The sequence below is a fragment of the Rhodococcus sp. OK302 genome (assembly GCF_002245895.1).
Lineage (GTDB): Bacteria > Actinomycetota > Actinomycetes > Mycobacteriales > Mycobacteriaceae > Rhodococcus_F.
In genome coordinates, this window is the sequence record NZ_NPJZ01000001.1 from 1,042,060 (window position 1) to 1,067,930 (window position 25,871).

General features: G+C 61.4%; 23 protein-coding genes. 16 read left to right on the forward strand and 7 right to left on the reverse strand.

What is annotated here, in order from left to right; translation table 11 throughout:
• Positions 1 to 35: 35 nt before the first annotated feature.
• The 3 genes from BDB13_RS04685 (at position 36) to BDB13_RS04695 (ending at position 3,221) form a co-directional block, all read left to right on the forward strand.
• The gene (locus BDB13_RS04685) at positions 36 to 1,202 is read left to right on the forward strand and encodes an LLM class flavin-dependent oxidoreductase (RefSeq protein ID WP_094270614.1); all 1,167 of its coding nucleotides are present in this window, start codon (positions 36 to 38) and stop codon (positions 1,200 to 1,202) included.
• Positions 1,199 to 2,251 carry a 2,3-butanediol dehydrogenase gene (locus tag BDB13_RS04690; protein ID WP_094270615.1) on the forward strand — a complete coding sequence of 351 codons (1,053 nt, stop codon included), beginning with the start codon at positions 1,199 to 1,201 and terminating at the stop codon, positions 2,249 to 2,251. Before BDB13_RS04685 ends, BDB13_RS04690 begins: the two co-directional genes overlap by 4 nt.
• 67 nt (positions 2,252 to 2,318) lie before the next feature.
• Positions 2,319 to 3,221 carry a cutinase family protein gene (locus BDB13_RS04695; RefSeq protein WP_094270616.1) on the forward strand — a complete coding sequence of 301 codons (903 nt, stop codon included), beginning with the start codon at positions 2,319 to 2,321 and terminating at the stop codon, positions 3,219 to 3,221.
• A gap of 16 nt (positions 3,222 to 3,237) precedes the next feature.
• On the opposite strand, the gene BDB13_RS04700 is transcribed toward BDB13_RS04695, so the two are convergent.
• Positions 3,238 to 3,798 (reverse strand): DUF732 domain-containing protein, encoded by a 561-nt coding sequence (locus BDB13_RS04700; protein ID WP_094270617.1) that lies wholly within the window; start codon positions 3,796 to 3,798, stop codon positions 3,238 to 3,240.
• 203 nt (positions 3,799 to 4,001) lie between these two features.
• On the opposite strand from BDB13_RS04700, the gene BDB13_RS04705 reads away from it, so the two are divergent.
• The 3 genes from BDB13_RS04705 (at position 4,002) to BDB13_RS04715 (ending at position 6,647) form a co-directional block, all read left to right on the forward strand.
• Complete coding sequence (locus BDB13_RS04705; protein ID WP_094270618.1) at positions 4,002 to 4,880, forward strand: hypothetical protein; 879 nt, start codon at positions 4,002 to 4,004, stop codon at positions 4,878 to 4,880.
• 31 nt (positions 4,881 to 4,911) lie between these two features.
• Positions 4,912 to 5,808: a hypothetical protein gene (locus tag BDB13_RS04710; protein ID WP_094270619.1), complete on the forward strand. Its 897-nt coding sequence runs from the start codon at positions 4,912 to 4,914 to the stop codon at positions 5,806 to 5,808.
• Between the two features lie 137 nt (positions 5,809 to 5,945).
• The gene (locus tag BDB13_RS04715) at positions 5,946 to 6,647 is read left to right on the forward strand and encodes a hypothetical protein (RefSeq protein ID WP_254922711.1); all 702 of its coding nucleotides are present in this window, start codon (positions 5,946 to 5,948) and stop codon (positions 6,645 to 6,647) included.
• A gap of 15 nt (positions 6,648 to 6,662) precedes the next feature.
• Here the strand turns inward: BDB13_RS04715 and BDB13_RS04720 are convergent, their stop codons facing one another.
• A complete protein-coding gene (locus tag BDB13_RS04720) occupies positions 6,663 to 7,568 on the reverse strand; it encodes an SDR family NAD(P)-dependent oxidoreductase (RefSeq protein WP_094274679.1) in 906 nt (301 codons plus the stop codon).
• 156 nt (positions 7,569 to 7,724) lie between these two features.
• Here BDB13_RS04720 and BDB13_RS04725 point away from each other — a divergent pair, with 156 nt between their 5' ends.
• Positions 7,725 to 9,350 (forward strand): ABC transporter substrate-binding protein, encoded by a 1,626-nt coding sequence (locus BDB13_RS04725; protein WP_094270621.1) that lies wholly within the window; start codon positions 7,725 to 7,727, stop codon positions 9,348 to 9,350.
• 215 nt (positions 9,351 to 9,565) lie between these two features.
• Positions 9,566 to 11,188, forward strand: coding sequence for an ABC transporter substrate-binding protein (locus tag BDB13_RS04730; protein WP_094270622.1), 1,623 nt, complete (start codon positions 9,566 to 9,568; stop codon positions 11,186 to 11,188).
• A 68-nt stretch (positions 11,189 to 11,256) separates the two neighbouring features.
• Here BDB13_RS04730 and BDB13_RS04735 read toward each other — a convergent pair whose 3' ends face one another.
• On the reverse strand, positions 11,257 to 11,577 hold the full coding sequence (locus BDB13_RS04735) for a UBP-type zinc finger domain-containing protein (RefSeq protein WP_094274680.1): 321 nt from the start codon (positions 11,575 to 11,577) through the stop codon (positions 11,257 to 11,259).
• Positions 11,578 to 11,623: 46 nt separating this feature from the next.
• Between BDB13_RS04735 and BDB13_RS04740 the strand changes: the two genes are divergently transcribed.
• From BDB13_RS04740 to BDB13_RS04765, 6 genes are all read left to right on the forward strand, one after another.
• On the forward strand, positions 11,624 to 13,219 hold the full coding sequence (locus BDB13_RS04740; RefSeq protein ID WP_094270623.1) for a Na+/H+ antiporter: 1,596 nt from the start codon (positions 11,624 to 11,626) through the stop codon (positions 13,217 to 13,219).
• Between the two features lie 182 nt (positions 13,220 to 13,401).
• The gene (locus BDB13_RS04745; RefSeq protein ID WP_094270624.1) at positions 13,402 to 15,018 is read left to right on the forward strand and encodes an ABC transporter substrate-binding protein; all 1,617 of its coding nucleotides are present in this window, start codon (positions 13,402 to 13,404) and stop codon (positions 15,016 to 15,018) included.
• Between the two features lie 128 nt (positions 15,019 to 15,146).
• Entirely contained in the window at positions 15,147 to 16,103 is a 957-nt protein-coding gene (locus BDB13_RS04750; RefSeq protein WP_094270625.1) for an ABC transporter permease, read from the forward strand.
• Positions 16,096 to 17,190 (forward strand): ABC transporter permease, encoded by a 1,095-nt coding sequence (locus BDB13_RS04755; RefSeq protein WP_206042856.1) that lies wholly within the window; start codon positions 16,096 to 16,098, stop codon positions 17,188 to 17,190. The genes BDB13_RS04750 and BDB13_RS04755 overlap by 8 nt, the downstream gene beginning before the upstream one ends.
• Entirely contained in the window at positions 17,187 to 18,284 is a 1,098-nt protein-coding gene (locus tag BDB13_RS04760) for an ABC transporter ATP-binding protein (protein WP_094270627.1), read from the forward strand. The genes BDB13_RS04755 and BDB13_RS04760 overlap by 4 nt, the downstream gene beginning before the upstream one ends.
• Positions 18,284 to 19,273: an ABC transporter ATP-binding protein gene (locus BDB13_RS04765; protein WP_094270628.1), complete on the forward strand. Its 990-nt coding sequence runs from the start codon at positions 18,284 to 18,286 to the stop codon at positions 19,271 to 19,273. Before BDB13_RS04760 ends, BDB13_RS04765 begins: the two co-directional genes overlap by 1 nt.
• Before the next feature lie 16 nt (positions 19,274 to 19,289).
• Here the strand turns inward: BDB13_RS04765 and BDB13_RS04770 are convergent, their stop codons facing one another.
• From BDB13_RS04770 to BDB13_RS04780, 3 genes are read right to left on the reverse strand one after another with little or no spacing between them, the layout of a single operon-like run.
• Positions 19,290 to 19,889, reverse strand: coding sequence for a histidine phosphatase family protein (locus BDB13_RS04770; RefSeq protein WP_094270629.1), 600 nt, complete (start codon positions 19,887 to 19,889; stop codon positions 19,290 to 19,292).
• Positions 19,855 to 21,579: a glycoside hydrolase family 13 protein gene (locus BDB13_RS04775; protein ID WP_094274681.1), complete on the reverse strand. Its 1,725-nt coding sequence runs from the start codon at positions 21,577 to 21,579 to the stop codon at positions 19,855 to 19,857. Before BDB13_RS04775 ends, BDB13_RS04770 begins: the two co-directional genes overlap by 35 nt.
• A 14-nt stretch (positions 21,580 to 21,593) precedes the next feature.
• A complete protein-coding gene (locus BDB13_RS04780; protein ID WP_094270630.1) occupies positions 21,594 to 22,511 on the reverse strand; it encodes a sugar phosphate isomerase/epimerase family protein in 918 nt (305 codons plus the stop codon).
• A 216-nt stretch (positions 22,512 to 22,727) separates the two neighbouring features.
• On the opposite strand from BDB13_RS04780, the gene BDB13_RS04785 reads away from it, so the two are divergent.
• Both BDB13_RS04785 and BDB13_RS04790 read left to right on the forward strand, forming a co-directional pair.
• On the forward strand, positions 22,728 to 24,224 hold the full coding sequence (locus tag BDB13_RS04785) for a hypothetical protein (RefSeq protein WP_094270631.1): 1,497 nt from the start codon (positions 22,728 to 22,730) through the stop codon (positions 24,222 to 24,224).
• A 287-nt stretch (positions 24,225 to 24,511) separates the two neighbouring features.
• Positions 24,512 to 24,976, forward strand: a complete 465-nt coding sequence (locus tag BDB13_RS04790) for a hypothetical protein (RefSeq protein WP_254922712.1) — start codon at positions 24,512 to 24,514, stop codon at positions 24,974 to 24,976.
• A gap of 12 nt (positions 24,977 to 24,988) precedes the next feature.
• Here BDB13_RS04790 and BDB13_RS04795 read toward each other — a convergent pair whose 3' ends face one another.
• Entirely contained in the window at positions 24,989 to 25,861 is an 873-nt protein-coding gene (locus tag BDB13_RS04795) for an alpha/beta fold hydrolase (protein ID WP_094274683.1), read from the reverse strand.
• Between the last annotated feature and the right edge of the window lie 10 nt (positions 25,862 to 25,871).

Consider the following 25,871-nt stretch of genomic DNA (forward strand, 5'->3'; position numbering starts at 1 on the left):
AGTGGACTGGTTCGAACGATTTCGAGGAGTATTCCATGGGCAGGCTACGTTTCGGTGCTTTTGTTGCACCGCATCATGCAGTCGGGCAGAACCCGACCGTCGCATTGCAACGTGACCTGGAGTTGGTGGAGCACCTCGATCGTCTCGATTTCGACGAGGTGTGGATCGGCGAGCACCACAGCGCGGGCAGTGAGATCATCGGCAGCCCCGAGATCTTCATCGCCGCGGCAGCCGAACGCACCAAGCGGATCAAGCTCGGCACCGGTGTGACGTCGCTGAGCTACCACAACCCGCTCTGGGTCGCGGACCGTCTTGTGCTTCTCGATCACCTCACTCGCGGACGCGTCATGCTCGGTGTCGGTCCCGGATCACTGCCGACCGACTCTGCGATGATCGGACTCAATCCCACCGAGTGCCGCGAACTGCTCGAGGACAACCTCGATATCGTCGTACGATTGTTGAACGGTGAGCGCGTAACCGCAAAGACCAAGACGCACAACCTGGTTGACGCACAACTGCAGCTTCGTCCGTACTCGCACCCGATGTTCGACATCGTCGTCGCCGGTGTGTCTTCGCCGACCGGCCCGCGATTGGCCGGTAAGCACGGTCTGGGGTTGCTCTCGATCGGCGCGACTCTCACCCCCGAAGGCTTCGATGCACTGGGACATCACTTCGGAATCATGGAGGAGCGGGCCACCGAGTTCGGTACCGCCGTCGACCGTGATCAGTGGCGCCTGGTGTGCCCCATGCATATTGCGGAGACGGAAGAGCAGGCACAGGAAGACGTGCGGTTCGGGCTCGGGGAATGGATCGACTACTTCGGCAAAGTCGCCGCGTTCCCGCACTTCGGCTCCGGCGGTGCCGGCATGGAACAGATGATCGCGCACATGAACCACTCCGGCATGGGCGTCATCGGAACCCCCGCTCAGGCAAGGGAATTGATCGGCAAGCTTGTCGACCAGTCCGGCGGATTCGGCTCGATGCTGATCATGGGAACCGATTGGGCGAACCCGGCGGCTACTCGACGTTCGTTCGAGCTGATCGCGCAGCAGGTGGCACCGCACTTCCAGGGGCAGTCTCAACCCACCTTCGACGCGGCAACCCGAGCCGGCAATGTCCGTGAAAGTCACAACGAGGCACAGCACGCGGCAATCGCGCACATGACCAAGAAGTACGAAGACGAATTGGCGGCAAAGGCATGAGGGCGGCTGTTCTGCACGGCGTCGACGATCTCCGCGTCGAGGATGTTCCCGAACCGGAACTACGCGACGGCTACGTCGTGGTCGAGGTGGCGTTCAACGGTATCTGCGGCAGCGACCTCGGCTTGATCCACGCCTATGGCATTTCTGATCAGCCGCATCCCTTGACCGGTGCGTGTGGACCGCAGATCCTCGGGCACGAGTTCTCCGGAGTCGTGCGGGAGGTCGGTGCCGGCGCCCAGGGCGTGGCCGTCGGGGATCGGGTAGTGGTGCAGCCCAACTACTGCTGTGGCGAATGCGCGCGATGCCGAAGCGGTCTCCAGCACCTGTGCGCGATGATGGCCTTCCACGGGATCAACGCACACGGCGGCGGATTGTCCGAGCGCACTGCAGTCCCGGCGAGTGCCGTGCACATCCTCCCGGACTCGGTGACTCTCGAGCAGGGCGCAGTGATCGAGCCGTTGTCCGTTGCACTGCACGCAGTCGAACTCTCCGGCGTGGCGTCGGGTCAGTTCGCACTCGTCCTGGGGGCGGGGCCCATCGGAATCGCGACTGCCCTCAACCTTCGGGCCGGCGGAGTGGACCGGATTCTGCTGAGCGAGCCGTCGCCGGTACGCCGAGCCGTGGCCACGAAGATGGGGTTCGACGTGATCGATCCCGGAGCGGATGATCTTGCGGCCGCCGTCACCGAGCGAACGGATGGGAACGGCGCCGACGCGGTATTCGAATGCTCCGGTGTCGCGGCACTGGTCGAGACTGCGCTTGCATCGGTGCGAGCGCGCGGCGCAGTGGTTCTGGTCGCGACGTACAAGGAAGGGCTGCAGCTCAATCCGTACGCGCTGATGTTGACCGAGGCTCGCGTGATGTCGTCCTTGTCGTGCTCGCGTAAGGAATTCGAGATCGTCATCGAACGAATGGCGGCCGGTGCCTATCCTCTCGACCACTGGGTGGAGTGCGTCCCACTCGCCGACATCGTGGTCGAAGGAGTGGAGGCGGCATCCGCCGGTCGCCGTATGAAGGTACTCGTGGAGGTCGCGAAAAACAGGCTCTGAACCAGTATGCTGCTCGAAGCATCATTCGTGGTGTAGAGATTTCACTTACCGGGTTCGGGGGATTTACATGCGTGCACGACGTCTGGTCGCGATCTTGTCGGCAGCTGCCGCAGCAGTAGTAGTACCGGCGATCGGTGCTCCCGTAGCGTCGGCCGATCCCTGCCCGGGCCTGTATGTCGTGGCAATTCCCGGCACCTGGGAAGCGTCCGCGCAGGGTGGCAGTCCCAATGCGGGCATGCTCACGCCGGTCACCGACGGGCTTCCTTCCTCGGTGCGAACCGACTACGTCTCGTACTCGGCCACTGCGTTTCCCTGGGAATCCAACGTCTACGCAAAGTCGAAGAAGCAGGCCGTCGACAATGCCCGCGGAATGATCGGGGCGATGGCGGCCTCGTGCGGTGACACGCGTTTTGCAATTGTCGGATACAGCCAGGGGGCCGACGCGGCCGGTGATCTCGCCGCCGAAATCGGGACGGGCGTCGGCGTCGTACCGCCGAGTCGTGTTGCGGGCGTTGGCTTGCTGTCGGATCCGCGTCGAGCCGAGTCCGACGCACTGATCGGGCCCGGCGTCGGCGGAGCCGGTGCCAGTGGTGCCCGAGTTGGCGGATTCGGTTGGCTCTCAGCCGATACCGTCACCATCTGCGCTGCTGGTGACCTGTACTGCTCGACACCGGAAGACGATTTTGTGATGCGTCTGGCCGGATTCATGGCGCAGGTTTCCGATCCGACGCCGGCAACCACTGTCGCGTTGCGTGACGAGGCAGGAGTCATCGTGCGCGATTTGATCACTGCGGGTGGGCTTCCCGCATTGATGGCTCAGCTTGATCCCGGTGCTAACAGCCGCCGCGTTGATCAGTTGACCGATTTCTACGGTTCGCAGGTACACACCGACTACACCCGCTATGTGGTCGACGGATCCGGAACTACGGCCACCCGGTGGCTGCACAACTGGCTGGCCGACAAGGCTTGATTAAACCCAAACCGGTTCAGCAGTAGGTTTTCTCAGCTGTCTCCACATAGATTTCGGCGATTCGCTCTGACGGCATCGGTGTGATCTGTGCGTAAACGTCACCGACCGATTTGAACTCTGCGAGTACAGCGGACCGCGGCATGCCTTCGGCAATTGCTTTGCAGGTCCCGTCGGCGTAGAGAATTTCTGCGGAATCCATGCCGCTCTGCGGAATGCCCGCCTGGCGCAACGCCGCGAGATACCGCTGGCCGCGTTCACCGGCGCCGGCCACGATTTCAGCGGGTGAACGTGCATCGATCGTCGAATTTGCCTCAGCAACGGCGGGCCGTGTGGTCGGCAGCGCCGGAAGCGCCTCGGGAGTGCGAGAAGGTGCAGCCTCGGGTGCCGGTGGCGAGGTTGGTAGCGCCATCGCAGACGTGGTTTCCAACTCGGATGCCGCCACGGCCGATGTTGCAGCGACCGCAGTAGTTGACGCCGACGGTGTCGAACTTGCTGTCTCACTTGTTGATTCGTTGCCGCAGGCACTCAGGAGCAACCCGGTCACTGCAAGGCATAAAATCAGACGTTTGGTGTTCATTGCCCATGAGTGTGACACACAGTAGCGGATAGATCGAGTATTTAAGGAATATTCCTTTCAGGCTATTTCTGACAGGAACTACTGTGATATACATCTGCCCAGGCTGTTACTTGTGAGTACGAGCACTCCGCTACGCCTGATTCCAGTAGTCGACAACACAAGGCAGCTGCTGTTCGTCCCCCACCATCAAAGGACAACATCACGTGCAGAACTCTCGCAAAAACACCCGCGCGCGCAGCCTCGGCGTCCGCGCAGCAGTGATCGCCGGTACGGCCGGCGTAGTACTGGCCATGGCGGCGCCGATGGCATCGGCTCAGGATGCAGAAGCCACCGGTGTCCCCGGTGCAGCGGTGTGTGAAGTAGGCATGGAGGGCTGCGTATCGGTTGTCGTCAACAGCGGAACCTTCAACAACAACGGGTTCAATCTGCCCATCGGTGACGGTGACATGATCATCGCCGGCGAGATCCTCGATGCGGCGGATGGGCAAAGCACCATTCTGATCCCTCGCGCCGACGGCCACAACGGTTTGTATGCCAAGCCGTTGACCGTGCCGGGCGGTGTGCTCGGAATCGACCTGCCGTTCAACAACCTCTTCGGACTGGCGGCGGTCACAGCGCAGGTGCAAGCGGTGGATACTCCGACCTTTAACGGACTCTTCACTGACTTCGACTTCAATCTGCCTGTTCGGATGAAGATCAACAATGCATTTCTCGGCGATAACTGCTTCCTGGGGTCGGAGGCTGCACCGGTGAACTTCCATCTAGCACCGGCGAATGTCGAATTCCCCAGCTACGAGGTGTTGCCTGACGGTGGGATCAAGGTCAGCCCCATCCACAACAAGGCCACAGATTTTGCGATTCCGGCCGCAAGTGGCTGCGGCCCGTTCGGTGTGCTGAACCCGATCGTCAACTGGCGAGCAAAGGTGCCGGCAACTTCCGGAACTTCGCTCAGCACCGTGTCCACCGGATACATGATCTCGGGCGGCACGGCCGGCTCGGATCCACTCGACGATCTCGGTGGCGGAACGGGTTCCAGCGGCAGCTCGGGATCCCTCGGTTCGAGCGGTAGCTCGGGCTCCTAGTCAGCTATTCGTCAATTACAAAAGGAATATTGTGGAAGATACGGTAAAGAGCTCCCGCGCAAGGCGATTCGGAGTTCGTGCAGTAGTAGTCGCCGGTACGGCCGGCGCAGTGCTCGCAATGGCGGCACCGATGGCGTCGGCGCAGGATGCCCCGATGCAGATTCCCGGTGCGACGATCTGCAACGAATATCTCAGTAGCACAGGCGCACCCGCGCAAGCATGCCTGGCGGTGGACGTCCAGAGCGGCACTTTCGATAACAATGGCTTCAACCTCCCCATCAAGGCCGGGGACATGGTTATCGCTTCCGCGCTGACCGAGGACAGCGATGGCAATCCGGTACTCCTGCCCCGCGATGACGGGCACTACGGCGTTTACGCCAAGCCGATGACGGTGCCCGGTGGCGTGCTCGGAATCGACTTGCCGTTCAACAACTTGTTCGGCCTGGCTGCTGTCACTGCCGAGGTACAGGCTGTCGAAGCTCCGTCGTTCAACGGCATCGTCACCGAATTCGACATCAGCCTCCCGGTGCGTATGAAGATCAACAACGCATTCCTGGGTGACAACTGCTACCTGGGTTCGGAAACTGCTCCCGTGGAGTTCCGTCTGCTGAAGACCAACACGGATGATGACGCACCGACGTTCGAGCAGACCCCCGACGGAATGGGGGTCAAGGTTGGCGGAGTCAAGAGTGCTGCAACAGACTTCGCGATCCCGGCCGCCAGTGGCTGTGGCCCGTTCGGTGTGCTGAACCCCATCGTCAACTGGCGTGCGAAGGTGCCGGCCACATCCGGAACTTCGTTGACGACGGTATCCAACGGATACCTGTACTTCCCGGGCCAAGAGGGTAACGACTCCCTCGACGGTCTTGGCGGCGGCGAAACCGGTTCGCTCGGTTCGCTCAGTTCGTCCGGAAGCTCCGGGTCGTAAGTTATCCGCAACGGATCAGCGGTGGTGACAAACAGTCGCCACCGCTTTTTCGTGTTGCCCCGTATTGGCTTGTGGCTCAGTATTACCAGCAGCGGCGTTGCTAGGTAGCTGCCTGTCACTAGGGGGGAGAGTCTTCGATGAATTATGTTCGAGTTGTATCTTTGGCGGCCGCAGGGGTTTTGGGAGTCGCCATTCTTACCGGTCCCATCGCAAGTGCGGAACCGTTACGTTCGGCACCGTCGGTTGCAGTCAATTCCATCGAGGTAGCCCGCGCACTGCCGATCGGCACTGCGGTCACGGTGGTGGGAACCGCTACTACCGCTTCGGGGATTTTCGAATCCAGCTTCTACGATAAGGGTTTTGGGCTGCAAAGCGGCAATTCAGGCATTTATGTGAGCGACCCCGAGAACTCAGGAATTGGCGTGGGTGACCAGGTTCAGGTCGTCGGCATCCTGGCGGATCAGGAGGGGCTGCTTGTCGTCCGTCCCACCGCAGTTGTGCGGATCGGGGCCGGCGCTCAGATTCGGCCGAGTAGGTTGCCGCTCAATGCAATCGGCGAGGGTAGTGAGGGTCGACTCGTGACGGTGTCCGGCATTGTCAGCGGTCCGGTCGTTGACGATCTGCCGTACGGCTACAAAATTCCGGTCTCCGGGGCCAATGGAAACACTGTCATTTTCGTGAACACTCAGACGGGAATCGACGTTGCCTCCATTGCTGTCGGCCGATCGATTACGGTTACCGGGTTCAGTGGTCAGTATGCCGACACCTATGAAGTATTGCCGCGCTCGGAAGCTGATGTGCAACAAGGATTCACGGGAAGTCTGGCATTCGGCAGCTGATCCGGCGAGAGTAGCTCAGCGCGCGTTGAAGCGCGCTCCGATTCGCATGGATCCGGGGGAGTAGCGACTGAGACCGTAGCCAAGTTTCGCTTCGACGGTGACGGGGACGACCGCTTTGTTGGTGCGGACGGCGTTGACTATGGCACTGGCAACTCGGTCAGGCGTGAAGTTTCGGCGCCGGTAGAAATTGTCGGCCTTGGTTTGATTCTTCAGTTGTTCCTGGGCCGTTGTTCCGGCGAATTCCGTCGTCTTGACGATGTTGGTGTTGACGAGTCCGGGGCAGATGGTGCTGACTCCGATACCGTGTGGAAGTAGTTCTGCGCGTAAGCAATCGGACAGCATGAAGACGGCAGCTTTGCTGGTCGAATATGCAGTCAGTGCCTTCTGCGGTGTGTAGGCGGCAGCGGAGGACAGGTTGACGATGTGCCCGCCGGTGCCCCGCTCGATCATCATCGGCGAAAAGACGCGGCAGCCGTAGACAACTCCCCAGAAGTTGATGTCCATTACGCGGTCGAACTGTTCTTGGGTGGTGTCGGCGAAGGTTCCGGAGAAGCCGATGCCGGCGTTGTTGACCACAATGTCGGGAATGCCGTGTTTAGTGGCAACGGTTTCGGCGAATCGGGTCATCGCTTGTTCGTCGGCGACGTCCACTTGGTAGGCGTGGGCGCCGCCGCCGAACACGGCCTCGGCGCCGCCGGCGTGCGATGGAGCATTGATGAGTGTTGCGGTGTCCTGCGCACTTTCGAGGTTGATGTCGCAGACGGCAAGAATTGCGCCTTGGGCGGCGAAGGCGAGTGCAGTTTCGCGGCCGATGCCACTGCCGGCGCCGGTAACGACTACCAGGGTTCCGGTGAGATCGCGGAGGCGTCGCTGCAGCTTCTTTCCTCGTCGCCAACTGCCGACGTCTTTCATCAGCCCCATGTCGTGCCCTCCTCGCATGAGCGCACCGTATGCGCCACTGCGAAAGGTATCCGATGGAGCGGCCGAGGCTATTTTGCGAAACACTGTGTCTCGAGTCACAAACTGTGAGAGCTTCGCTTCACAAGGCACTGGCATGACCGATCCGGAGGTTTGTAAATGACTCGTAGTTCCCGATTAGGCAGTCGCCGTATTGCCGCTGTCACGCTTGCTGTCACTGCCGGGATGCTCCTTGCGTCGTGTTCGGACAGTGGTGACAAGGATGGCGGCGGAGCCACCGAAACACCGGACTCCGGGTCGGCGCTGAAGATCGGCATGGTCAATGAGCAGTCAGATCCCGGAACACCCACCAAGGGCGGCACACTGACCTTCAGTGGTTTCTCCCCCGTGACCACTCTTGACCCGGCCAAGGCGCAGGTCGCCGGCCCCACGGGCGGTAGTGAACTCGGCGCGATCTACGACGTCCTGATGCGTTACGACCCCATCGCCATGGAATTCAAGCCACAGATGGCTGCGTCGCTGGAGCCGAGTTCGGACAGCAAGACGTGGACGTTGAAGCTGCGTGACGGGGTCACATTCAGTGACGGAACTCCGATGGACTCGGCAGCCGTCAAGGCCAGCATCACTCGTTACGTCACCAACCGGGGACCGCAGTCGGCCTTGTGGGTCGAGAAGGTCAGCTCGATCGATACGCCCGATCCCACGACGGTTGTTTTCAACCTCAACTCCCCGTGGACGGGCATTCAGACGATGCTCGCCACCGGTCCCGGCATGATCGTCGCACCGACGGCTCAACAGGGCGCTCAGTTCACCCCGATCGGCGCGGGCGCTTTCACGCTCGAGAACTTCTCGCCCAACGTGGAGTTGGTCCTGGCCGCACGCCCTGACTACTACGACGGTGCGCCCAACGTCGACAAGCTGAAGCTGATCAGCATCGTCGGCGGCCAGGCTACTGCCGAGGCGCTCAAGACCGGTGGCATCGACGCGGCCTATCTGCGCACGCTCGCCCCGATTCTCGACATCGTCGGCGCCGGCCTTCCGGGCTTCATCGATATTCCGTCGCTCGGTTACATCGCCAACGTGAATCAGGCGCCGGGTCGACCGGGAAATGATCTGCGAGTTCGTCAGGCGATGACGTACGCCATTGATCCGGAAGCCTTGAACACTCGTGTCAACGAAGGCAAGGGCATGCCCGGTCAGGTGATTTTCCAGGACACCTCGCGTTGGCACAACGACGTGGCTCCGGTGGGGGTCGATCCGGCGAAGGCCAAGACATTGCTCGATCAGGCGAAGGCCGACGGTTACGACGGCAAGATCACCTTCCTGGCCATGCAGGAACCGTCGGCTCAGGCCACTTCGCTGGCCGTCCAGGCAATGCTCAACGCCGTTGGCTTCGACACGCAGATCGAGTACGTCAACAATGTCGGCGATCTGGTCAAGCGGATGTATGTAGACCATGACTACGACATGACCACCGCTGCAACGAGTATTTCCGAAGCTGATCCGTACGAGCGCCTGTACTCCTCGCTCAAGACGGGTGGACCCAACAACGCGCTGGCCTACTCGGATGCTCAGATGGACGGATTGCTCGATCAGTTGGGTGCTGCCGTTACCGACAGCGACAAGAAGGCGGTCCTCGCCAAGATTCAGACGCGTTCAAACGAGACTCTGCCTTGGCAGATTTGGGGCAACGTTCCGCAGATCGACGTGTGGAACAAGAACGTTCACGGCATCGAACCGAGCCTTGACGGAATCGTATTGTTCGACGAGGCCTGGAAGAACTGACACCGCAATAGCTTTGCCGGGCCGAAGCCGGAGACGCATCCAGCGTCTCCGGCTTCGCTGTGTGTGCAGGTCTATGTCGTGAGCAGGATGGTTGCGGAGTGCAACCTTGGTCCATTCCGCTGAGTGGGACTGAACATTAATACCTGTGCCTTAAGTCACAGACTATGACGGCTTTGCTTCACGTCACAGTTGCACTTCCCATCTGGAGGTTTTGAATGAGTCGCAGTTCTCGACGCGGCAGTCGTAAGGTCGCAGCCGTCGCCCTGGCTGTTTCCGCTGGTTTGTTCTTGGCATCGTGTGCCGACAATGGGAAGGACAGCGGCAGCGGTGACAACGCTGAATCAGGCTCAGCCCTGGCCATCGGTCCCGTCAACGAGCAGTCCAACGAGGGCAATCCGGTCAAGGGTGGGACGCTGACCTTCAGTGGCTACTCCGCCGTCACGACGCTCGACCCCGCGAAGACACAGATCGCCGGCTCCGTTGCCGGTTCGGAGCTGGGAGCGATTTACGACACCCTGCTCCGCTACGACCCCACCTCGCAGAAGTTTGTTCCGAAGCTCGCGAACTCGATGTCGCCGAGCGCCGATTTCAAGACGTGGACTCTCCAGTTGCGTGACGGAGTGACGTTCAGCGACGGCACGCCGGTCGATTCCGCGGCAGTATCCGGGAGCTTGAGTCGCTACGTTACGAACAAGGGCCCGCAGTCCAGCTTGTACGCGTCGAAGGTTGCTTCGGTCGCGACTCCGGATGCGAAGACGGTTGTCTTCAACCTCAATGATCCGTGGACGGGAATCGAGTCGCTGCTCGCTACCGGACCGGGCATGATCGTCGCCCCTACGGCTCAGAAGGGCGACCAGTTCACCCCGATCGGCGCCGGCGCGTTCACGCTCGAGAAGTTTGCTCCCAACGAGGAAATGATCCTCGATGCGCGTGAGGATTACTTCGGTGGTGCCCCGAACGTCGACAAGCTCAAGCTGATCAGCATCATCGGTGCACAGGCCACGACGGAGTCGCTCAAGAGCGGCGGCGCCGATGCTGCGTACTTCCGAGGACTTCCGAACATTCTCGATCTCATCGACTCCGGATACCCGGGCTACGTTGATATTCCGTCGCTGTCCTACCTGTCCCTGATCAACTCGGCTCCGGGTCGCCCGGGCGCCGATGTCCGCGTCCGCCAGGCACTCGCTTTGGCAACGGATCCCGTCGCGCTCGACAATCGCCTCAACGAAGGTAAGGGCCTTCCCGGACAGGTGATCTTCCAGGACGGCTCACGCTGGCACAACGACGCTGCTCCGATCGGCGTCGATACGGCGAAGGCCAAAGAACTGCTCGATCAGGCCAAGGCCGACGGCTTCGACGGCAAGATCACGTACCTGACCATGCAGGAGAACTCGGCTCAGGCCATGGCTCTGGCCCTGCAGTCGATGGCCAATGCAGTCGGCTTCGACTTCCAGATCGAATACGTCAACTCGGTTTCCGACATCGTGAAGCGTTTGTACGTCGACCGCGACTTCGACATGTCGACCGGTTCGGCAAACCTCCCCGAAGCCGATCCGTTCGAGCGTCTGTACTCCAACCTCAAGACCGGTGGACGCAACAACGCAACGAGCTTCTCCGATGCTCAGATGGACGCACTGCTCGACGAGTTGGGTGTTGCAACGTCCAACGATGCGAAGACGGCAGTTCTGACCAAGATTCAGGAGCGCGCTACCCAGGTTGTGCCGTGGCAGATCCTCGGCAACAGCCCGTGGCTCGGTGTGTGGGGCAAGAACGTCCACGGCATCCAGCAGAGTCTCGACGGAATCATGTTCTTCGATCAGGCTTGGAAGACCAACTGAACTGACAACTGAATAGTTCGACTGTCTGGAGCCGGGGACGCGCAAAGCGTCTCCGGCTTCGGCGTTTTCTAGTCCATCAAGTCGTGGATATAGCACCAGCGCCAGGACTCGCCCGGTTCGTGCGACCGCATGACGGGATGCCCGGTTTCTCGAAAATGGTTGGTTGCATGCTGGTGGGGGCTGGAATCGCAGCATCCGACGTGCCCGCAGGTGAGGCACATTCGCAGGTGTGACCAGTTGTCCTCACCGAGTTCGGCGCATCCCTGACAGACGCCCGGAGTCAACGCCGCGGGGTCCGTTTCGGGCGTATTGGCAAGTTCCTCGCAACCGCTCGTCGCGGGCTCGGGTGCCGACGCGCGAGAGGCTGCTCGTTTCAGGATTTTTTTCATTGCCATCCATAGTGCACGCCGACGTTCGATCCTGCATGCTGCCTGTGTGAACGGGATATTGCTGGGGGTCGTAGTAGGGGCATTGCTGGTGGCGGCGCTTGCCCGCCGATTCGGATTGTCGTCACCGCTGATTCTCGTCGTCGTCGGTCTGATCGCGTGTCAGATACCGGGAGTCCCGGACATCGAGCTTGATCCGGACCTTGTTCTCTTTGTTGTCTTGCCGCCCCTGCTGTACTCGGCGGCCTTGGACAGTTCCTATCTGGCATTGCGATCGAATCTGCGGCCCATCGGATTTCTGGCGGTGGGATTACCACTGGCGACGACGGCAGCAGTCGGGTTGGTGGCGTATCTGATCGTCCCCGAATTCTCGGTGGCCGCAGCGTTGGTTCTCGGGGCGATCGTTGCCCCGCCGGATGCGGTGTCGGCGAGTGCAATCGGCCGAAGGCTGGGACTCCCGCGTCGGATCATGACCTTGCTCGGTGGGGAGTCGCTGCTGAACGACGCGACCGCCCTCACGGCGTACAAGGTCGCTTTGGCTGCCGCGGTGGGAACGGGAGCGACGCTGATCGGCGGTTTCGAGACCTTTGTGATTGCGGCTGTCGGTGGAACCGCTATCGGTCTCGTCGTCGGATTTGTTGTCTCCAAAGTTCGCGGCAAGCTGCGGGATCCGGTAATGGAGAGCGGAATCGGCTTGGTGGTGCCGTTTTTCACGTACCTCGCTGCGGAAGAAGTCCATACATCCGGCGTCATCGCAGTTGTCGTGGCCGGACTGTTCCTCGGCCAACGTTCCACTCGGGCCGGTTATGCGACGCGTCTGCAGGACACCGCGGTGTGGAAGGCCGTCGACCTGATTTTGGAGTCGTTCGTGTTCTTGTTGATCGGACTCCAATTGCCCAGTGTTGTCAGTGGATTGCAGGGATACAGCACGACGATGGTGGTGTGGGCGTCCATCGCGGTGCTGGCGACGGTTGTGGTTGTTCGGATCGCGTGGGTATTTCCGTTCACGTATCTTCCGCGATGGTTGTCTCCGAAGATCCGGGCGCGAGAACCGGAGGTGTCGGCGGGTGCGGTGTTCGTTGTCTCGTGGGCCGGAATGCGCGGTGTGGTGTCGTTGGCAGCGGCCTTTGCAATTCCCTTGACCGTGAACAGTGGTGAGGACTTTCCCGGTCGTTCACTGATCTTGTTCCTGACTTTTGTCGTTGTGGTCGGGACGCTTCTGCTGCACGGACTTTCGCTGCCCTGGGTCATTCGGAAGCTCGGTGTTTCGGGGCATGAGGCGCAGTCCGACGCTCGGGCCGAGGCGGCTGCGCAGGACAAAGCAGCGCGGGCGGCGGCTGCGAGGTTGGACGAGTTGGTGGGCGTGCCGGACGGTGAGGTGCCGGCAGTGCGTGATCGGGCTGCGGACATCTTGCGAACGTGGAATACCCATCGGGCCAACTCGGCGTGGGAGCGTCTCGGCCGAAGTGACGAGGATCTGGGTGAGAGTCCGTCGGCGGCGTTCCGGACTTTGCGGCTCGAGATGATCGGGGCGGAGCGCACAGTTTTTATTGCGGAAAGGGACGCCGGGCGCATAGACGACGAAGTGCTCCGGAAGGTGCTACGTGAACTGGACCTGGAGGAAGCAACGCTCGATCGGGATTAGACCAAAAGGTCTCTTATGGGCGGCAGGCAATCGCAGCCCAGGATGGTTTGGTGGACAGTTGAGGGCCGCAACTTTACCAATTCCACTGAGCGGGACTGGCTGAAACAATCTGTGCGTCTCGTCACAAACTGTCATTGTTCAACATCAAGTCACTGTCTTAGCTTGCCTTGGAGGCATTCGTAATGAGTCGTAGTTCCCGCCGCGGAAGTCGCAGATTAGCTGCGGTCACCCTGGCGATCACCGCAAGCATGTTCCTGGCGTCGTGCGCCGACAACGGGTCGAGCGGCGGCGGTGAAACCGTCGAATCGGGTTCCGCGCTCAAGATCGGCATGGTCAACGAACAGGCTGATTCCGGCACCCCCACCAAGGGTGGCACGCTGACATTCAGCGGCTACTCCGCTGTGACGACGCTCGATCCCGCCAAGGGCCAGATTGCCGGGGCTGCCGGTGGTAGCGAACTCGGCGCAATCTACGACTCGCTGGTGCGCTACGACCCCATCGCGAAGAAGTTCGTGCCGCAGCTGGCGGAGTCGCTCGAGCCCAGCCTCGACAGCAAGACCTGGACGTTGAAGCTGCGTCCGGGAACCACCTTCAGTGATGGAACGGCTTTCGACTCCAAGGCAGTCACCGACAGCATCACCCGCTACGTCACCAACAAGGGACCGCAGTCCAGCCTCTGGGCTGCCAAGGTTGCTTCGATGGACACCCCGGACGCGACGACGGTTGTCTTCAACCTCGTCGATCCGTGGACGGGCGTCGAGTCGATGCTGGCCACCGGACCGGGCATGATCGTCGCCCCCACCGCACAGAAGGGTGACCAGTTCACCCCGATCGGTGCCGGCGCGTTCACCCTCGAGAAGTTCGCCCCCAACGAGGAACTCGTCCTGGCTGCTCGCCCCGACTACATCGGTGGCGCACCGAACGTCGACAAGCTCAAGCTGATCAGCATCGTCGGCGCTCAGCCGACTGCTGAAGCTCTCAAGACCGGCGGCATCGACGTCGCCTACATGCGTACGCTCACCCCGATCCTCGATCTGATCGAGAACGGTAACCCGGGCTTCATCGACATCCCGTCGCTCGGCTACATCGCGAACGTGAACATGGCCGAGGGTCGCCCCGGCGCTGACCTGCGCGTTCGTCAGGCAATGGCACTGGCCATCGACCCGGACACGCTGAACACCCGCGTCAACAACGGCAAGGGCCTGCCCGGCCAGGAAATGTTCCAGGACACCTCGCGCTGGCACAACGACGTCGCACCGACCGGTGTCGACCCGGCCAAGGCGAAGGAACTCCTCGCGCAGGCCAAGGCAGACGGCTTCGACGGCAAGGTCACGTTCCTCTCCATCCAGGAGCCGTCCGCACAGGCAACCGCGCTCGGCGTACAGGCCATGCTGAACTCAGTCGGCTTCGACACGCAGATCGAATACGTCACTGGTGCAGGCGATCTGGTCAAGCGTATGTACGTCGACCACGATTACGACATGAGCACCGCAGCCGGCTCGCTTTCCGAGGCCGATCCGTTCGAGCGTCTCTACACCGGTATCAAGAGCGGTGGACGTAACAACGTCACCAACTACGCCGACGCTCAGATGGACGTTCTGCTCGATCAGCTCGGTGTCGCCACCAACGACGAGGAAAAGAAGGCCGTCCTCGCCAAGATCCAGGAACGCGCCACCGAGACTGTGCCGTGGCTGATCTGGGGCAACGTCCCGACGCTCGACGTCTGGAACAAGAATGTGCACGGACTGAAGCAGAGCCTCGACGGCATCATGCTGTTCGATGAGGTCTGGAAGTCCTAGTCTCCTAGTGAGTATGCGTATCCGGCTCCGTAGGAGTCTTCCTGCGGAGCCGGATACGCGTGAAGAACCGATGAAATACGAGGAACTGCTGTGATTTGCGAGCTAGCTGTCCGAAGGAGACGAAATCGATGAACATCGGCGCAATCGGTAAGAAATTGGGCCAGCTCGTCATTGTGCTCTTGCTCGTCAGCTTCGGAACCTTCGTGCTGGCGTCCTTGATCCCCGGTGACCCGGCTGTCTCGGTATTGGGTGAGGGTCGTACCCCCGCCGAATACGAAGAAGTGCGTCAGCAGTTGGGTCTCAACGACCCACTGTTCGTTCGCTACTGGGACTGGCTGACAAGCGCAATCACCGGCGACCTCGGCAATTCGCTGGTTCCGCCGCAGCAGGATGTCCTCACGGCAATCACGTCCGCGCTTCCCGTCAGCGTTCAGCTGGCCGTGATGGGCCTCGTCATCGCCCTGGTTGTCGCAGTCCCGCTGGCACTCTGGTCCGCGCACCACGAAGGTGGCGTCATCGACCGCGTCATCAGCGCCGCGACGTTCGGTGTCCTGTCGGTTCCGAGCTTCCTTGCCGGCTTGCTGCTCATCATGGTCACGGTCAACTGGCTCGGCTGGTTCCCGCGTTCACAGTGGGTTCGCATCGGCGAAAGCCTCTCCGGAAACCTGTCTCACGCAATACTTCCCGCGATCACCATCAGCCTCCTCGAGATGGCGATGTTCACTCGCGTTCTTCGCAGCGACCTGGTCACCACCCTGCGTGAGGATTACATCCTCGCCTCGAAGGCCAAGGGCATGCCCACGCTGCGCGTCCTGTTCGGTGATGCACTGCGCCCGTCGTCGTTCTCGCTCATCACCATGATGGGTCTGGCACTCGGCGGCATGATCGGCAGCACCGTGATCGTCGAGACGCTGTTCTCGCTACCCGGAATGGGCAGCCTGATCGTTCGCGCTGCGCAACAGGGCGACTCGCCGATGCTGTTGGGTGCGGTGGTCGTGATCGCCGTCATCTACGTGCTCGTCAATAGTTTCGTCGATGTTCTGTACACCTATCTTGACCCGAGGAGTCGTCGTGTCCATGTCTGAAGTGACGCCCGACGGAGCGGCCCCGTCGCCTGCCCCGTCCGAGGTGATGACATATCGGCAGCAGACAGTTCTGCTTGCTCCCGGCCCGATCGAGACGCTGGAGAAGCCGAAGAATCTGGTACTGATCGGCACGATCCTGACCGTCATCGGTCTCGCGCTACTCGGCACCTCCCTGTTCGGCTCCGGCATCATGATGATGGTTCGCATCGTCATCGCGCTCGTTGCACTCGTATTCCTGTTCAAGGGACTGGGCAAGATCGGTCTCGCCAAGTGGGGCAGTCAATTCGACCTCTCGTACTGGCTGGCCGTCATCTGGCTCGTGGCTCTGGTCATTGCCGCGATCATCGCGCCGCTCCTGCCGCTCGGTGAGTACAAGGACACGGTCAAGACCTTGGCCGAACCCGGATTCGCGTCCCCGAGCCTGCTCTCGGAACACCCCCTCGGTACCAACAACTTCGGCCTCGATCTCCTGGCCCGCGCGTTGTACGGCGCCCGTGCATCGTTGACCGTGGCCATCTGCGCCGTGCTGATCGGCGTCATCATCGGCGGCACCATCGGCGTCATGGCCGGATACTTCCGCGGCAAGGTCGACGCCGTAGTCGGAATCCTCACCAACTCGCTGCTGGCAATTCCGTCGCTGGTTCTGCTGATCGCGCTCGCTGCAGTGCTCACCTCGAACCTGCGCAACATCACGCTGGCACTGTCGATCCTCTGCATTCCCAGCATGGTTCGAATAGCGCGAGCCAACACCATCGTGGTGGCTCAACGTGAGTTCGTACTCGCAGCCCGCGCAATGGGCGCCACCAAGTGGCGTGTCATCTGGCGTGAACTTGTCCCCAACGTTCTCGTTCCCGTTGCGGCACTCGGCCTGGTTGCCGTGTCCGGCCTGATCGTCGCGGAAGCGTCGCTCAGCTTCCTCGGACTCGGTATCGCACAGCCTGATCCGACGTGGGGCAACATGATCGCTGAAGGCCAGGGCGGCATCGTGGAGAAGCACCCCTTCATCGTTCTCGTGCCCGGTGTCTTCCTCTTCCTGACCGTGTTTTCGTTCAACCTCATCGGTGAGAAGTATCGGAGCAAACTGTGACCACTTCAGTGAAGACCGGCGTGCCCCTGCTGCAGGCCGACAACATCCGAACCGTATTCGCAACTCCCCGTGGGCAGTTGCGAGCCGTCGACGGTGTCTCGATTTACGTCAACGAGGGTGAAACTCTCGGCATCGTCGGTGAGTCGGGTTCCGGTAAGTCGGTTCTCGGTCGCACCATCATGGGTCTGCTCCAGAAGGGTCCGGCGCTCGATATCAGCGGCACCGTGACCTTCGCGGGTCGCGACATGTCGACGATGAAAAAGTCTGAGATGAAGCACTTCTGGGGCCCCGAGATCGCCATGGTCTTCCAGGATCCGATGACCTCGCTCAACCCGTTCAAGCGAATCGGTACGCACATCACCGAATCCTTGAAGTTCCACCTCGGCCTCAAGAAGGCCGAGGCGCGCGACCGCGCCGCAGAATTGCTGACGATGGTGGGTATCCCCGAGCCGAAGCGTCGTCTCGACCAGTACCCCCACGAACTGTCCGGCGGTATGCGTCAGCGTGTGGTCATCGCCATGGCGTTGGCCTGTGAGCCGAAGCTCCTGATCGCCGACGAGCCGACGACGGCCCTCGACGTGACGGTGCAGAAGCAGATCCTCGACCTGCTTGCCTCGCTCAACGACAAGCTGAACATGGCTGTGATCCTCATCAGCCATGACCTCGGTGTCGTGTCGGGACGATCCGATCGCGTCGCCGTCATGTACGCCGGTTCCGTCGTGGAAACATCGGCGACAGAAGAACTGTTCACGCGCCCGCGTCACCCGTACACCGAAGCGCTGATGGCCGCGATTCCGCGACTCGAATCGCCGACACACACGGTGCTGCAGACCATTCCGGGTGGACTTCCGGACATGACCAAGCCGATGACCGGTTGCCGCTTCGCAGCTCGCTGCAAGTACGCGCAGGACGACTGCTTGACGGCCGATCCGGCACTGGCACCCGGTGGACCCGGAGATCACACATCTGACAGCCATTCGTTCGCTTGCCACTACCCGGTGGATACACCGGAAGGCACAGCGGCATTGGTCGCCAACGAGAAGGCCGGCACAACCGCAGCGGGCTTGCCGCTCGCGGTGAAGGAGATGGTCTGATGACCGCAGCAGTGGATACCAAGAAGCCTGAAACCGTGGGCGCAGCCCTGACGGTCGAGGACCTGGTCGTCGAATTCAACGTCGGCAAGGGACAGACCGTTCACGCCGTCTCCGGTATCAGCTTCACCGTCGCTCCCGGGGAAACCCTGGGCGTGGTCGGCGAATCCGGCTGTGGCAAGTCCACCGCCGGCCGCGCGATCATGCAGTTGCCGTCGCCCACATCGGGCTCCATTCGCCTCGGCGACGTGGAGATGACGGCACTCGACCCGGAAGAGTTGCGCCGCAGCCGTACCCAGCTGCAGATGATCTTCCAGGATCCCATCTCGTCGCTGAACCCGCGCCGTAAGGTCAAGGCCCTCGTGACCGAGGGTCCGACCATCTGGGGCGGAAAAGACAAGGCGGCCATCGAAGCTCGGGCCCGTGAGGTTCTGGCCGAGGTCGGTCTCGATCCCGATATGGTCTGGGATCGCACACCCCGAGAGCTCTCGGGCGGTCAGTGCCAGCGTGTGTGTATCGCACGTGCATTGATGCTCGATCCCAAGGTCCTGATCTGCGACGAGCCCGTCTCCAGTCTCGACGTGTCGGTGCAGGCACAGATCCTGAACCTGCTCGAGGACGCCAAGAAGCGTCACGGACTGTCCTTGCTGTTCATCGCGCACAACATGGCTGTCGTGAAGAACATCAGCGACCGCGTGATGATCATGTACTTGGGCCGCGTCTGCGAAATCGTTCCGGCAGAAGACATGCAGAACCGTGCACTGCACCCGTACACGCAGCTTCTGCTGTCGTCGATCCCGGATCCCGACGCAACCGTCACGGCTTCGCAGAACGTCGAGCAGAAGGTCATCGAGCTTCCGTCGCCGCTGAATCCGCCGAGCGGCTGCCGATTCCGTACCCGTTGCCCCCTGGCGACGGATCGTTGCGCCGAGGAAGTTCCCGAACTTCGTCTCGTCGACGGTGGCCATCAGGTGGCGTGCCACAACGTGTGATCAGAAGCGGTGTGAGCTACACCCGCAACATGTTTCGGACGTGACCCGTTTCGTTTATCGACGCGACTCGCCGATTCCCATTGCGGGAAACCAGAATACGAGTGACGGAGACGTACTCGATCGGGAACGTCAACGGACGTTCCAGCCCGAGTAGCTCCTGCAGAACGATATTGACGACGCCACCGTGGCAGAACACAGCCACGGTGGCGTCGTTGTCTGTTGATGCGACGATGTTGTCGATGGCACCGAGTACGCGGGTCCGGAACGCGTCGGCATCTACGAATTCAGGCAGCCAACCGGCCTTGATTCGGGCATAGGTCTCGGGTGCCCGTTCCATGACCTCGTGCATGGGGACGTAGTGGGACTGCTCGGAGTCGTACTCGGCCAACCCCGCCTGCTCGGTGACGGGTAGCGCCAGGATTTCGGCCACGGGCGCTGCCGTCTGGAGAGCACGTTTCTGGGGGCTGCTGAACAACCCCGAAATCTTGTACGGGGCCAACGCCGCAGGCAGCCGGTGTGCCTGGGCGTGGCCCTCGTCGGTCAACGCTGGATCAGCGCGGCCTTCCGTGACCTCGGCGAGTTCAGGAAGAGCGTGTCGAATCAGCAGTAGTTGCACACGGGACACTTTGCCAGACGGCCGTATCGGCCGGAATTGTGCCGTCGCCGGGGAGCGGACCGCTGGCCAGCAGTACCTCTCCGTCGGGAAGCGCGATCGGATCGGCCGAGATGTTCACGACGACGCGGAGTGAACTGCCGCGCTGGAAGTCCAGCACCTGATCGTTGTCGTCGCTCATCCAGGTCAGCGGCTCGGTAGCCAGTGCTGCGATGCTGCGTCGGAGCGCCAGGGCGCTGCGGTACAGCTCGAGAGTGGAATCTGCCTGACCGGTCTGGGCCTCGACCGTGCGATCAGCCCAGCCCTTCGGCTGTGGCAACCACGGGGACGCATTGGCGTCGTCGGGACTGAACCCGTACGGCGCGGTGTCACCGGACCACGGCAGCGGAACTCGGCAGCCGTCGCGGCCACGTTCCTTGTGGCCGCTCCGCTCCCAGATGGGGTCCTGCAGCTGGTCGTCGGGAATGTCCTCAACCTCGGCCAGCCCCAACTCTTCGCCCTGATACATGTAGACGCCGCCGGGAAGAGCGAGCATCAACATCATGGCAGCGCGCGCCCGACGTTCCCCGAGCTCGAAGTCAGCGGGGATGTCGCGGATCTGGCTGAGGGACGACACACGCGAATCTGTCTGCGGCCTGGCGTATTTCGACAGGTGCCGGGCGCCATCGTGATTCGAGAGCACCCACGTCGGGGATGCGCCGACCTCGGCATGCGAGAGGATCGTGCTGTCGATGACCGTCCGCAACTTCGACCCGGTCCACGGTGAGAGCAGGAAGTCGAAGTTGAAGGCGCTGTGCAACTCGTCGGGACGCAGGTAGCGCGCGAGCCGCTTCGGGTTGCCCACCCAGGCTTCGGCGACAAAGACGCGCGGCGGATCGTAGCTGTCCGCCACCGCACGCCAGGAACGGTAGATCTCGTGAACCTCGTCGCGGTCGAAGTGGGGATGCACCACCGGGTCGGAACCGTCGGCGGGGATCGGTGTCGGGTATTTCAGACCGTTGAGATCAGGCAGATCGGCGTCCTTGCACAGGAATTGAGCGACGTCGATGCGGAATCCGTCGACACCGCGGTCGAACCAGAACCGAAGCGTCGCTTCGAAATCGGCACGAATATCGTGGTTGCGCCAGTTCACATCCGGCTGTTCCGGCGTGAACAGGTGCAGGTACCACTCTCCCGGATTTCCGTCGGCATCCTTGACTCGCGTCCAGGCGGGTCCGCCGAAGGAGCTGACCCAGTCATTGGGTGCCTCGTCGCCGTTGTCACCCTTGCCCGGACGGAAGTGGAACCGTGCACGCTCCGCCGAACCTGGTTCTGCGAGCAGAGCTTCCTGGAACCACGGATGAGCGTCGGAAACGTGGTTGGGCACCAGATCGAGGATCACGCGCATACCGAGACCGTGAGCCTCGGAGATCATTGCCTCGGCCTGTTCCATTGTGCCGTAAGCAGGTTCGATGCTGCGGTAGTCGGAGATGTCGTAGCCGGCATCCTCCATCGGCGACGGGTACCAGGGGTTGACCCAGATAGCGTCGATGCCCAGATCTGCGAGGTAGCTCAGACGATCCCGGATTCCCGCGATATCGCCGACACCGTCACCGTTACCGTCGGCGAAACTGCGGATGTAGACCTGGTAGATAGCGGCACTCCGCCACCAGTCGATGTCGCGGGAAATGTTGTCGGACAAGGTACTTCTCATCTCGGTAGTGGTGATCATAAAACTATGAGGGGGCGCAGGGTACTCTCGGCGATCTTCAGCCCGGTTTTGATGCGCTGTTCTCCGCCGCGCCACACAGGGTCCTCGTGTTCCACGGAAAGTGTTCCGGTGAAACCATGTTCGTAGAGGGCGTCGATGATCGGGCTCCAGTCGATCTGCCCGCGTCCGGGGACTCGGTAGCGCCACCATCCGACGTCCCACGGGTTTTCGCGTACAGCTTTGCCGAAGATTCCGTATCGATTGATCCGGTCCTTCTGGATTTCGATGTCCTTGGCCTGGGCATGCACAATTCGGTGTGCGTACGGCGCGATGGTGGTCAGTGGATCGATGCCCTGCCACACCAGATGTGAAGGGTCCCAATTCAAGTAGAGCCCCAGATCGAACATCCACTCCCACAGCTCGGGAGAGTAGGCAAGGTTGGCCGGATATCCGTCGGGGTGCCACCCTTCCATCGGGCAGTTCTCGATAGTGACCTTCACCCCGCGTTCGCCGGCGTAGTCGACGATCTTGCGGAAAGCCGGTTCTGCGTCGGCCATGTTCTCGGCGACGGGTTTTGTACAGTCACGCCCGATGAACGTCCCCACAGACGGAACCCCCAGCGTCGACGCGGTATCGATCACCCGTTTCAGGTGGGTTCTGATCGCGTCGCGTCTCGCGGGATCGGGGTGGAGGTTGTTCTCGTAGTACGCGAGGGCCGAAATCGACAGGCCGTGGCGCTCGAGGAGTTCGTGGGTGTGCTCTGCCTCGCGGGCGCCGAACGTTTCGACGGGCAGGTGGGCAGCTTCGTAGAACTGCCGTCCGACGCTCGGCCAGGTGGCGACTTCCAGTGCTTCGTAGCTGGTTTCGGCGGCCCACGCCGCGATCTGTTCGAGGCTGAGCATCGGTAGGGCGGCGGTCAAAAAACCTAGCTTCACTCACCTGTTCTAACAGTGTGAGTGCGTTCGAGTTTCGACAGTCTTGGTCAGTGAGAGGCCATCGGAAGCATGGAGCCGAGACGTCCCCGCGGGGACCCTGCAAGTTCTTCCGTCGGAAGTCTTCTTCGATGACGCGTGCACGGGGTCGGGATTGAATGCGGACTTTCCTAAAGCAGCTTTGGGTACTGTCGACGCTATGACTTCACCGAAAGGCGCATGAGCAGCCACCGCACGCTCGCCGTGCAGATCGACGGACTCGCCATCGAGGATGGGGAGATACCGCCGCCGAAGATCGGCATGGTGCTCGATTTCCCGCTTCAGTTCACGGAACTCCCTGCCGAGGACATGGACACCGTAACGATTCGTGCGGTCCTCATAGCCGATGGACAACCCCCAATCTTTCAGTACACGGGGAAGGATTCACCGCGCCGCTGGGAATGGAGCGGGGTGTTACGCGGTGACGGGTGGGAAGCGTCGTGGCGAGGATTTTGTCCACGCTCCGGTCACGTGGAGTTGACCGGTCGCTTCTACGGAACGCTGAGTCACCAGATCACATCACGAGTGCGTGGGCGCGTGACGCGGGTCCAGTTGGTCAGCATGCGATACCGGAGAGAACCCGACAGTCACGGGTGGGCGATTGTGCCAGGACACCGCTCACTGCGCGAGGTCACCGAATCGCCACGGTTCTTCGACACCGACGTGTTCATGCGCGACGACGTGTACGAGGTGGACCGCGAAGACGGGGCATGGATCGAACTCGACCTCGACGACGTCCCACCCCACCCCGTTCGGCCGCGTTTCGTTCCGGGTGATGTGAGTGCGGCGGGAGATGTGTTGTGGACGGTCGACAGCGGACTACCACTCGTAGCGAGCATCGACTCCGAACATGTTGCTACCGAGCATCTCCTACCCGGGCCGATCGGAGTCTCACGGCACGTGTGGGCCACCCCGGGCGGGTGCTGGGTGGCCGGTACGGACGGAACCTACCGATGCACACCTGGATTCGAACCTCGCCGCGTCAGCGACCTCGCGGTACACGCCGGTGCAGTCGTCGGGGAAATTTTCCTGGCCTGCTCACCGGGTGGACGGTGGTGGTTGCACTCGCCGGACTGCGATCCGGTTGCAGTGAAGACTCCGCACGAATACGTCAACAGTATTGCTGTAGAAGGTGATTCGTTTCTGGTATTGCTCGAGGCGAGAAAATCCGACGGAGAGTCGAGCAGACGGTTGATCCGGGTCACCACTGCCGGGGACGTCACCACCGGGCCTGTCCTGTCATCGATTCCAGGACCGCGTCGCCAACGTCTATTCCTCGCTGGATCCCCGGTGCGGCTGTTCAATCACGGTACCGCGTCATCGATCCTTCCCGGCCTGTCGCTGGGCGATGTGCACGATCTCGGTGGGGAGCCGTTCCACGTCAGGCAGGTAGGCGCCTATGTCTGTACGGTGGCTCATCCATCGAGTGACACCTCTCCGATCGGGCAGCGGCCGGTCGACTGTGACCCGACACAACGGTATCGACTGCTCACGCTCCTCGATGCCACCACACTCGAACCGGTGAAAAGCGCACCGATCTTCGCAATCCGACCGGGAATCGCAGTCGATGCAACGGGCACAGTGTGGATCATCGCGGACGGCTTGAAGTCCCTTTCCGAGCAATCCATGCAGTGGCCGAACCCGCTGGATGTCGCGGCGCTCCTCGACTACCTGTGATCCAGCCGATCGCCTCGACGCGCCACCACATCAAGCGGCTCCTGATTCCCGCATGAACCCAAGCATCGACAAACAGGACAAATTCTTCACTGGGCGGGATCAGACGTCGAATACGGGTTATCCAGTGGCCAGCGGACTGACAACACGCCCACTATCCCGATCATGCAGGAAAGCCTCGTCGAACTCATCTGGAGCGTGCGCGTGAGGATCGAACGACTCAACAGCCGAATCGAGATCCTCGAAAGTACAGGCGCCCAGGCGGTTCCGCGAAGACATAAGGAATAGAAATGGAAATACAAGGCACGGAAAGGCTTGTCATTCGCCTCTACCCTGACTATGGCCATCCCAGTTCTCTCTGGCCCTCGAAGGAACTGGTAAGAATCAGCCGGCCGAGGCAGCCGTACGTTCTCCCCAGCCAGATTGGGATTGACGATGCTCTGGGAAAGAAGATACTGGCGTGGACTGACCGCTTCCAAAAGTTTTTCGTGGAGGAGGTCGACGGTTTCGCATCGCGGCCGTGTTGGCTTCCCGGGATAAATGTCTTCGACTGGTATGACGAGGGCTACGAAATTATTGAGGAGCTTCGCGCACAGTTCCCCGACGTGCAGGTTAAGCCCCAATTTGCGCAGTATGTTTTTTCGGCTAACGAGCGCCGGGAAAGCATGGGGCTATTGCCGATCAGCCTTCCAAACGAACCGAAGGCTGGCTATATAAGCATTACTGATGTCCTGCACCCCAAGGGGCCAAAATAGTCGGCGCGTGACCTACGGCCGTGGGTGTTGCCACTGTCGACGTTCGGGCTTCGTGAGTTTGCGGATCAGATCGGCGAGTTGTTCAGGCTGATCGATCATCGCGTGATGATGGGCCGGCCGCAGGACGTGGAAGCGGCCGCCCAGATAGGTGGCCAACCGTTGTTGCTTGGCCATCCAGTCGACGGACCACGGTGTGTTGCGGCCGGTGTGGGCGGCCACGACGCTGATCGGAATATCGTGGAGGAGATGATCCTCTGATTCCCGTAATTCGTTGAGCTCCAACGCCATATCGGTGTAGGCGACGTATTCGACGAGTGCCGCTTCAAGATAATGCGGATCGCGGTAGATGTGCTTGACCCAGTTGTCCATGGTGGCGGACGGGCCGTCCGGCGGAACGGAATGGTTGAGAATTCTGCGAGTGGTGGTGCCCAGTAGTCGTTGAAGGCCGGTGGTGATGAAAGATGTTGCGACGGTATGGGATGCGGCCAGGAGAATGTCTCGGGGGATTAGGCGCTTCGGGTTTTTCTCGGCGCTGGAGTCGAGGAGCAGTATGCCGGCGGCTCGATCGGGAAACAGTCGGGCAAAGCCTTCGACGTAGAACCCGGCTATCGAATGACCCACTGCCACAGAGGGTTCGGAGATTCCTAGGGCGTCGAGCACGTCGATTATGCGCTGGGCCTCACAGTGCACGCTGGGCACTTCCGGCGACGGCTCGCTGAGTCCGAAGCCGGGCCGGTCGAAACGAACGACGGTGTGGTCCGACGAGAGGTGGCGCGCACAGTCGTCCCAGTCGAACCAGTTGCCGGCCAAGCCTCCGCAGAGGACGACGACGGGTCCGTCGCCCTCCACGAGGACGTGCAGCCTGATCCCACCGACAGTCATCATGTCGCCCGGT

Bases quoted from the DNA above. Each gene is read 5' to 3' on its own strand.
- BDB13_RS04790 (WP_254922712.1), top strand. From the start codon at position 24,512: ATGGAAATACAAGGCACGGAAAGGCTTGTCATTCGCCTCTACCCTGAC.
- BDB13_RS04715 (WP_254922711.1), top strand. From the start codon at position 5,946: ATGAATTATGTTCGAGTTGTATCTTTGGCGGCCGCAGGGGTTTTGGGA.
- BDB13_RS04700 (WP_094270617.1), bottom strand. From the start codon at position 3,798: ATGAACACCAAACGTCTGATTTTATGCCTTGCAGTGACCGGGTTGCTC.
- BDB13_RS04785 (WP_094270631.1), top strand. From the start codon at position 22,728: ATGAGCAGCCACCGCACGCTCGCCGTGCAGATCGACGGACTCGCCATC.
- BDB13_RS04775 (WP_094274681.1), bottom strand. From the start codon at position 21,579: ATGAGAAGTACCTTGTCCGACAACATTTCCCGCGACATCGACTGGTGG.
- BDB13_RS04725 (WP_094270621.1), top strand. From the start codon at position 7,725: ATGACTCGTAGTTCCCGATTAGGCAGTCGCCGTATTGCCGCTGTCACG.
- BDB13_RS04745 (WP_094270624.1), top strand. From the start codon at position 13,402: ATGAGTCGTAGTTCCCGCCGCGGAAGTCGCAGATTAGCTGCGGTCACC.
- BDB13_RS04765 (WP_094270628.1), top strand. From the start codon at position 18,284: ATGACCGCAGCAGTGGATACCAAGAAGCCTGAAACCGTGGGCGCAGCC.
- BDB13_RS04690 (WP_094270615.1), top strand. From the start codon at position 1,199: ATGAGGGCGGCTGTTCTGCACGGCGTCGACGATCTCCGCGTCGAGGAT.
- BDB13_RS04795 (WP_094274683.1), bottom strand. From the start codon at position 25,861: ATGATGACTGTCGGTGGGATCAGGCTGCACGTCCTCGTGGAGGGCGAC.
- BDB13_RS04750 (WP_094270625.1), top strand. From the start codon at position 15,147: ATGAACATCGGCGCAATCGGTAAGAAATTGGGCCAGCTCGTCATTGTG.
- BDB13_RS04755 (WP_206042856.1), top strand. From the start codon at position 16,096: ATGTCTGAAGTGACGCCCGACGGAGCGGCCCCGTCGCCTGCCCCGTCC.
- BDB13_RS04720 (WP_094274679.1), bottom strand. From the start codon at position 7,568: ATGGGGCTGATGAAAGACGTCGGCAGTTGGCGACGAGGAAAGAAGCTG.
- BDB13_RS04695 (WP_094270616.1), top strand. From the start codon at position 2,319: ATGCGTGCACGACGTCTGGTCGCGATCTTGTCGGCAGCTGCCGCAGCA.
- BDB13_RS04730 (WP_094270622.1), top strand. From the start codon at position 9,566: ATGAGTCGCAGTTCTCGACGCGGCAGTCGTAAGGTCGCAGCCGTCGCC.
- BDB13_RS04685 (WP_094270614.1), top strand. From the start codon at position 36: ATGGGCAGGCTACGTTTCGGTGCTTTTGTTGCACCGCATCATGCAGTC.
- BDB13_RS04735 (WP_094274680.1), bottom strand. From the start codon at position 11,577: ATGAAAAAAATCCTGAAACGAGCAGCCTCTCGCGCGTCGGCACCCGAG.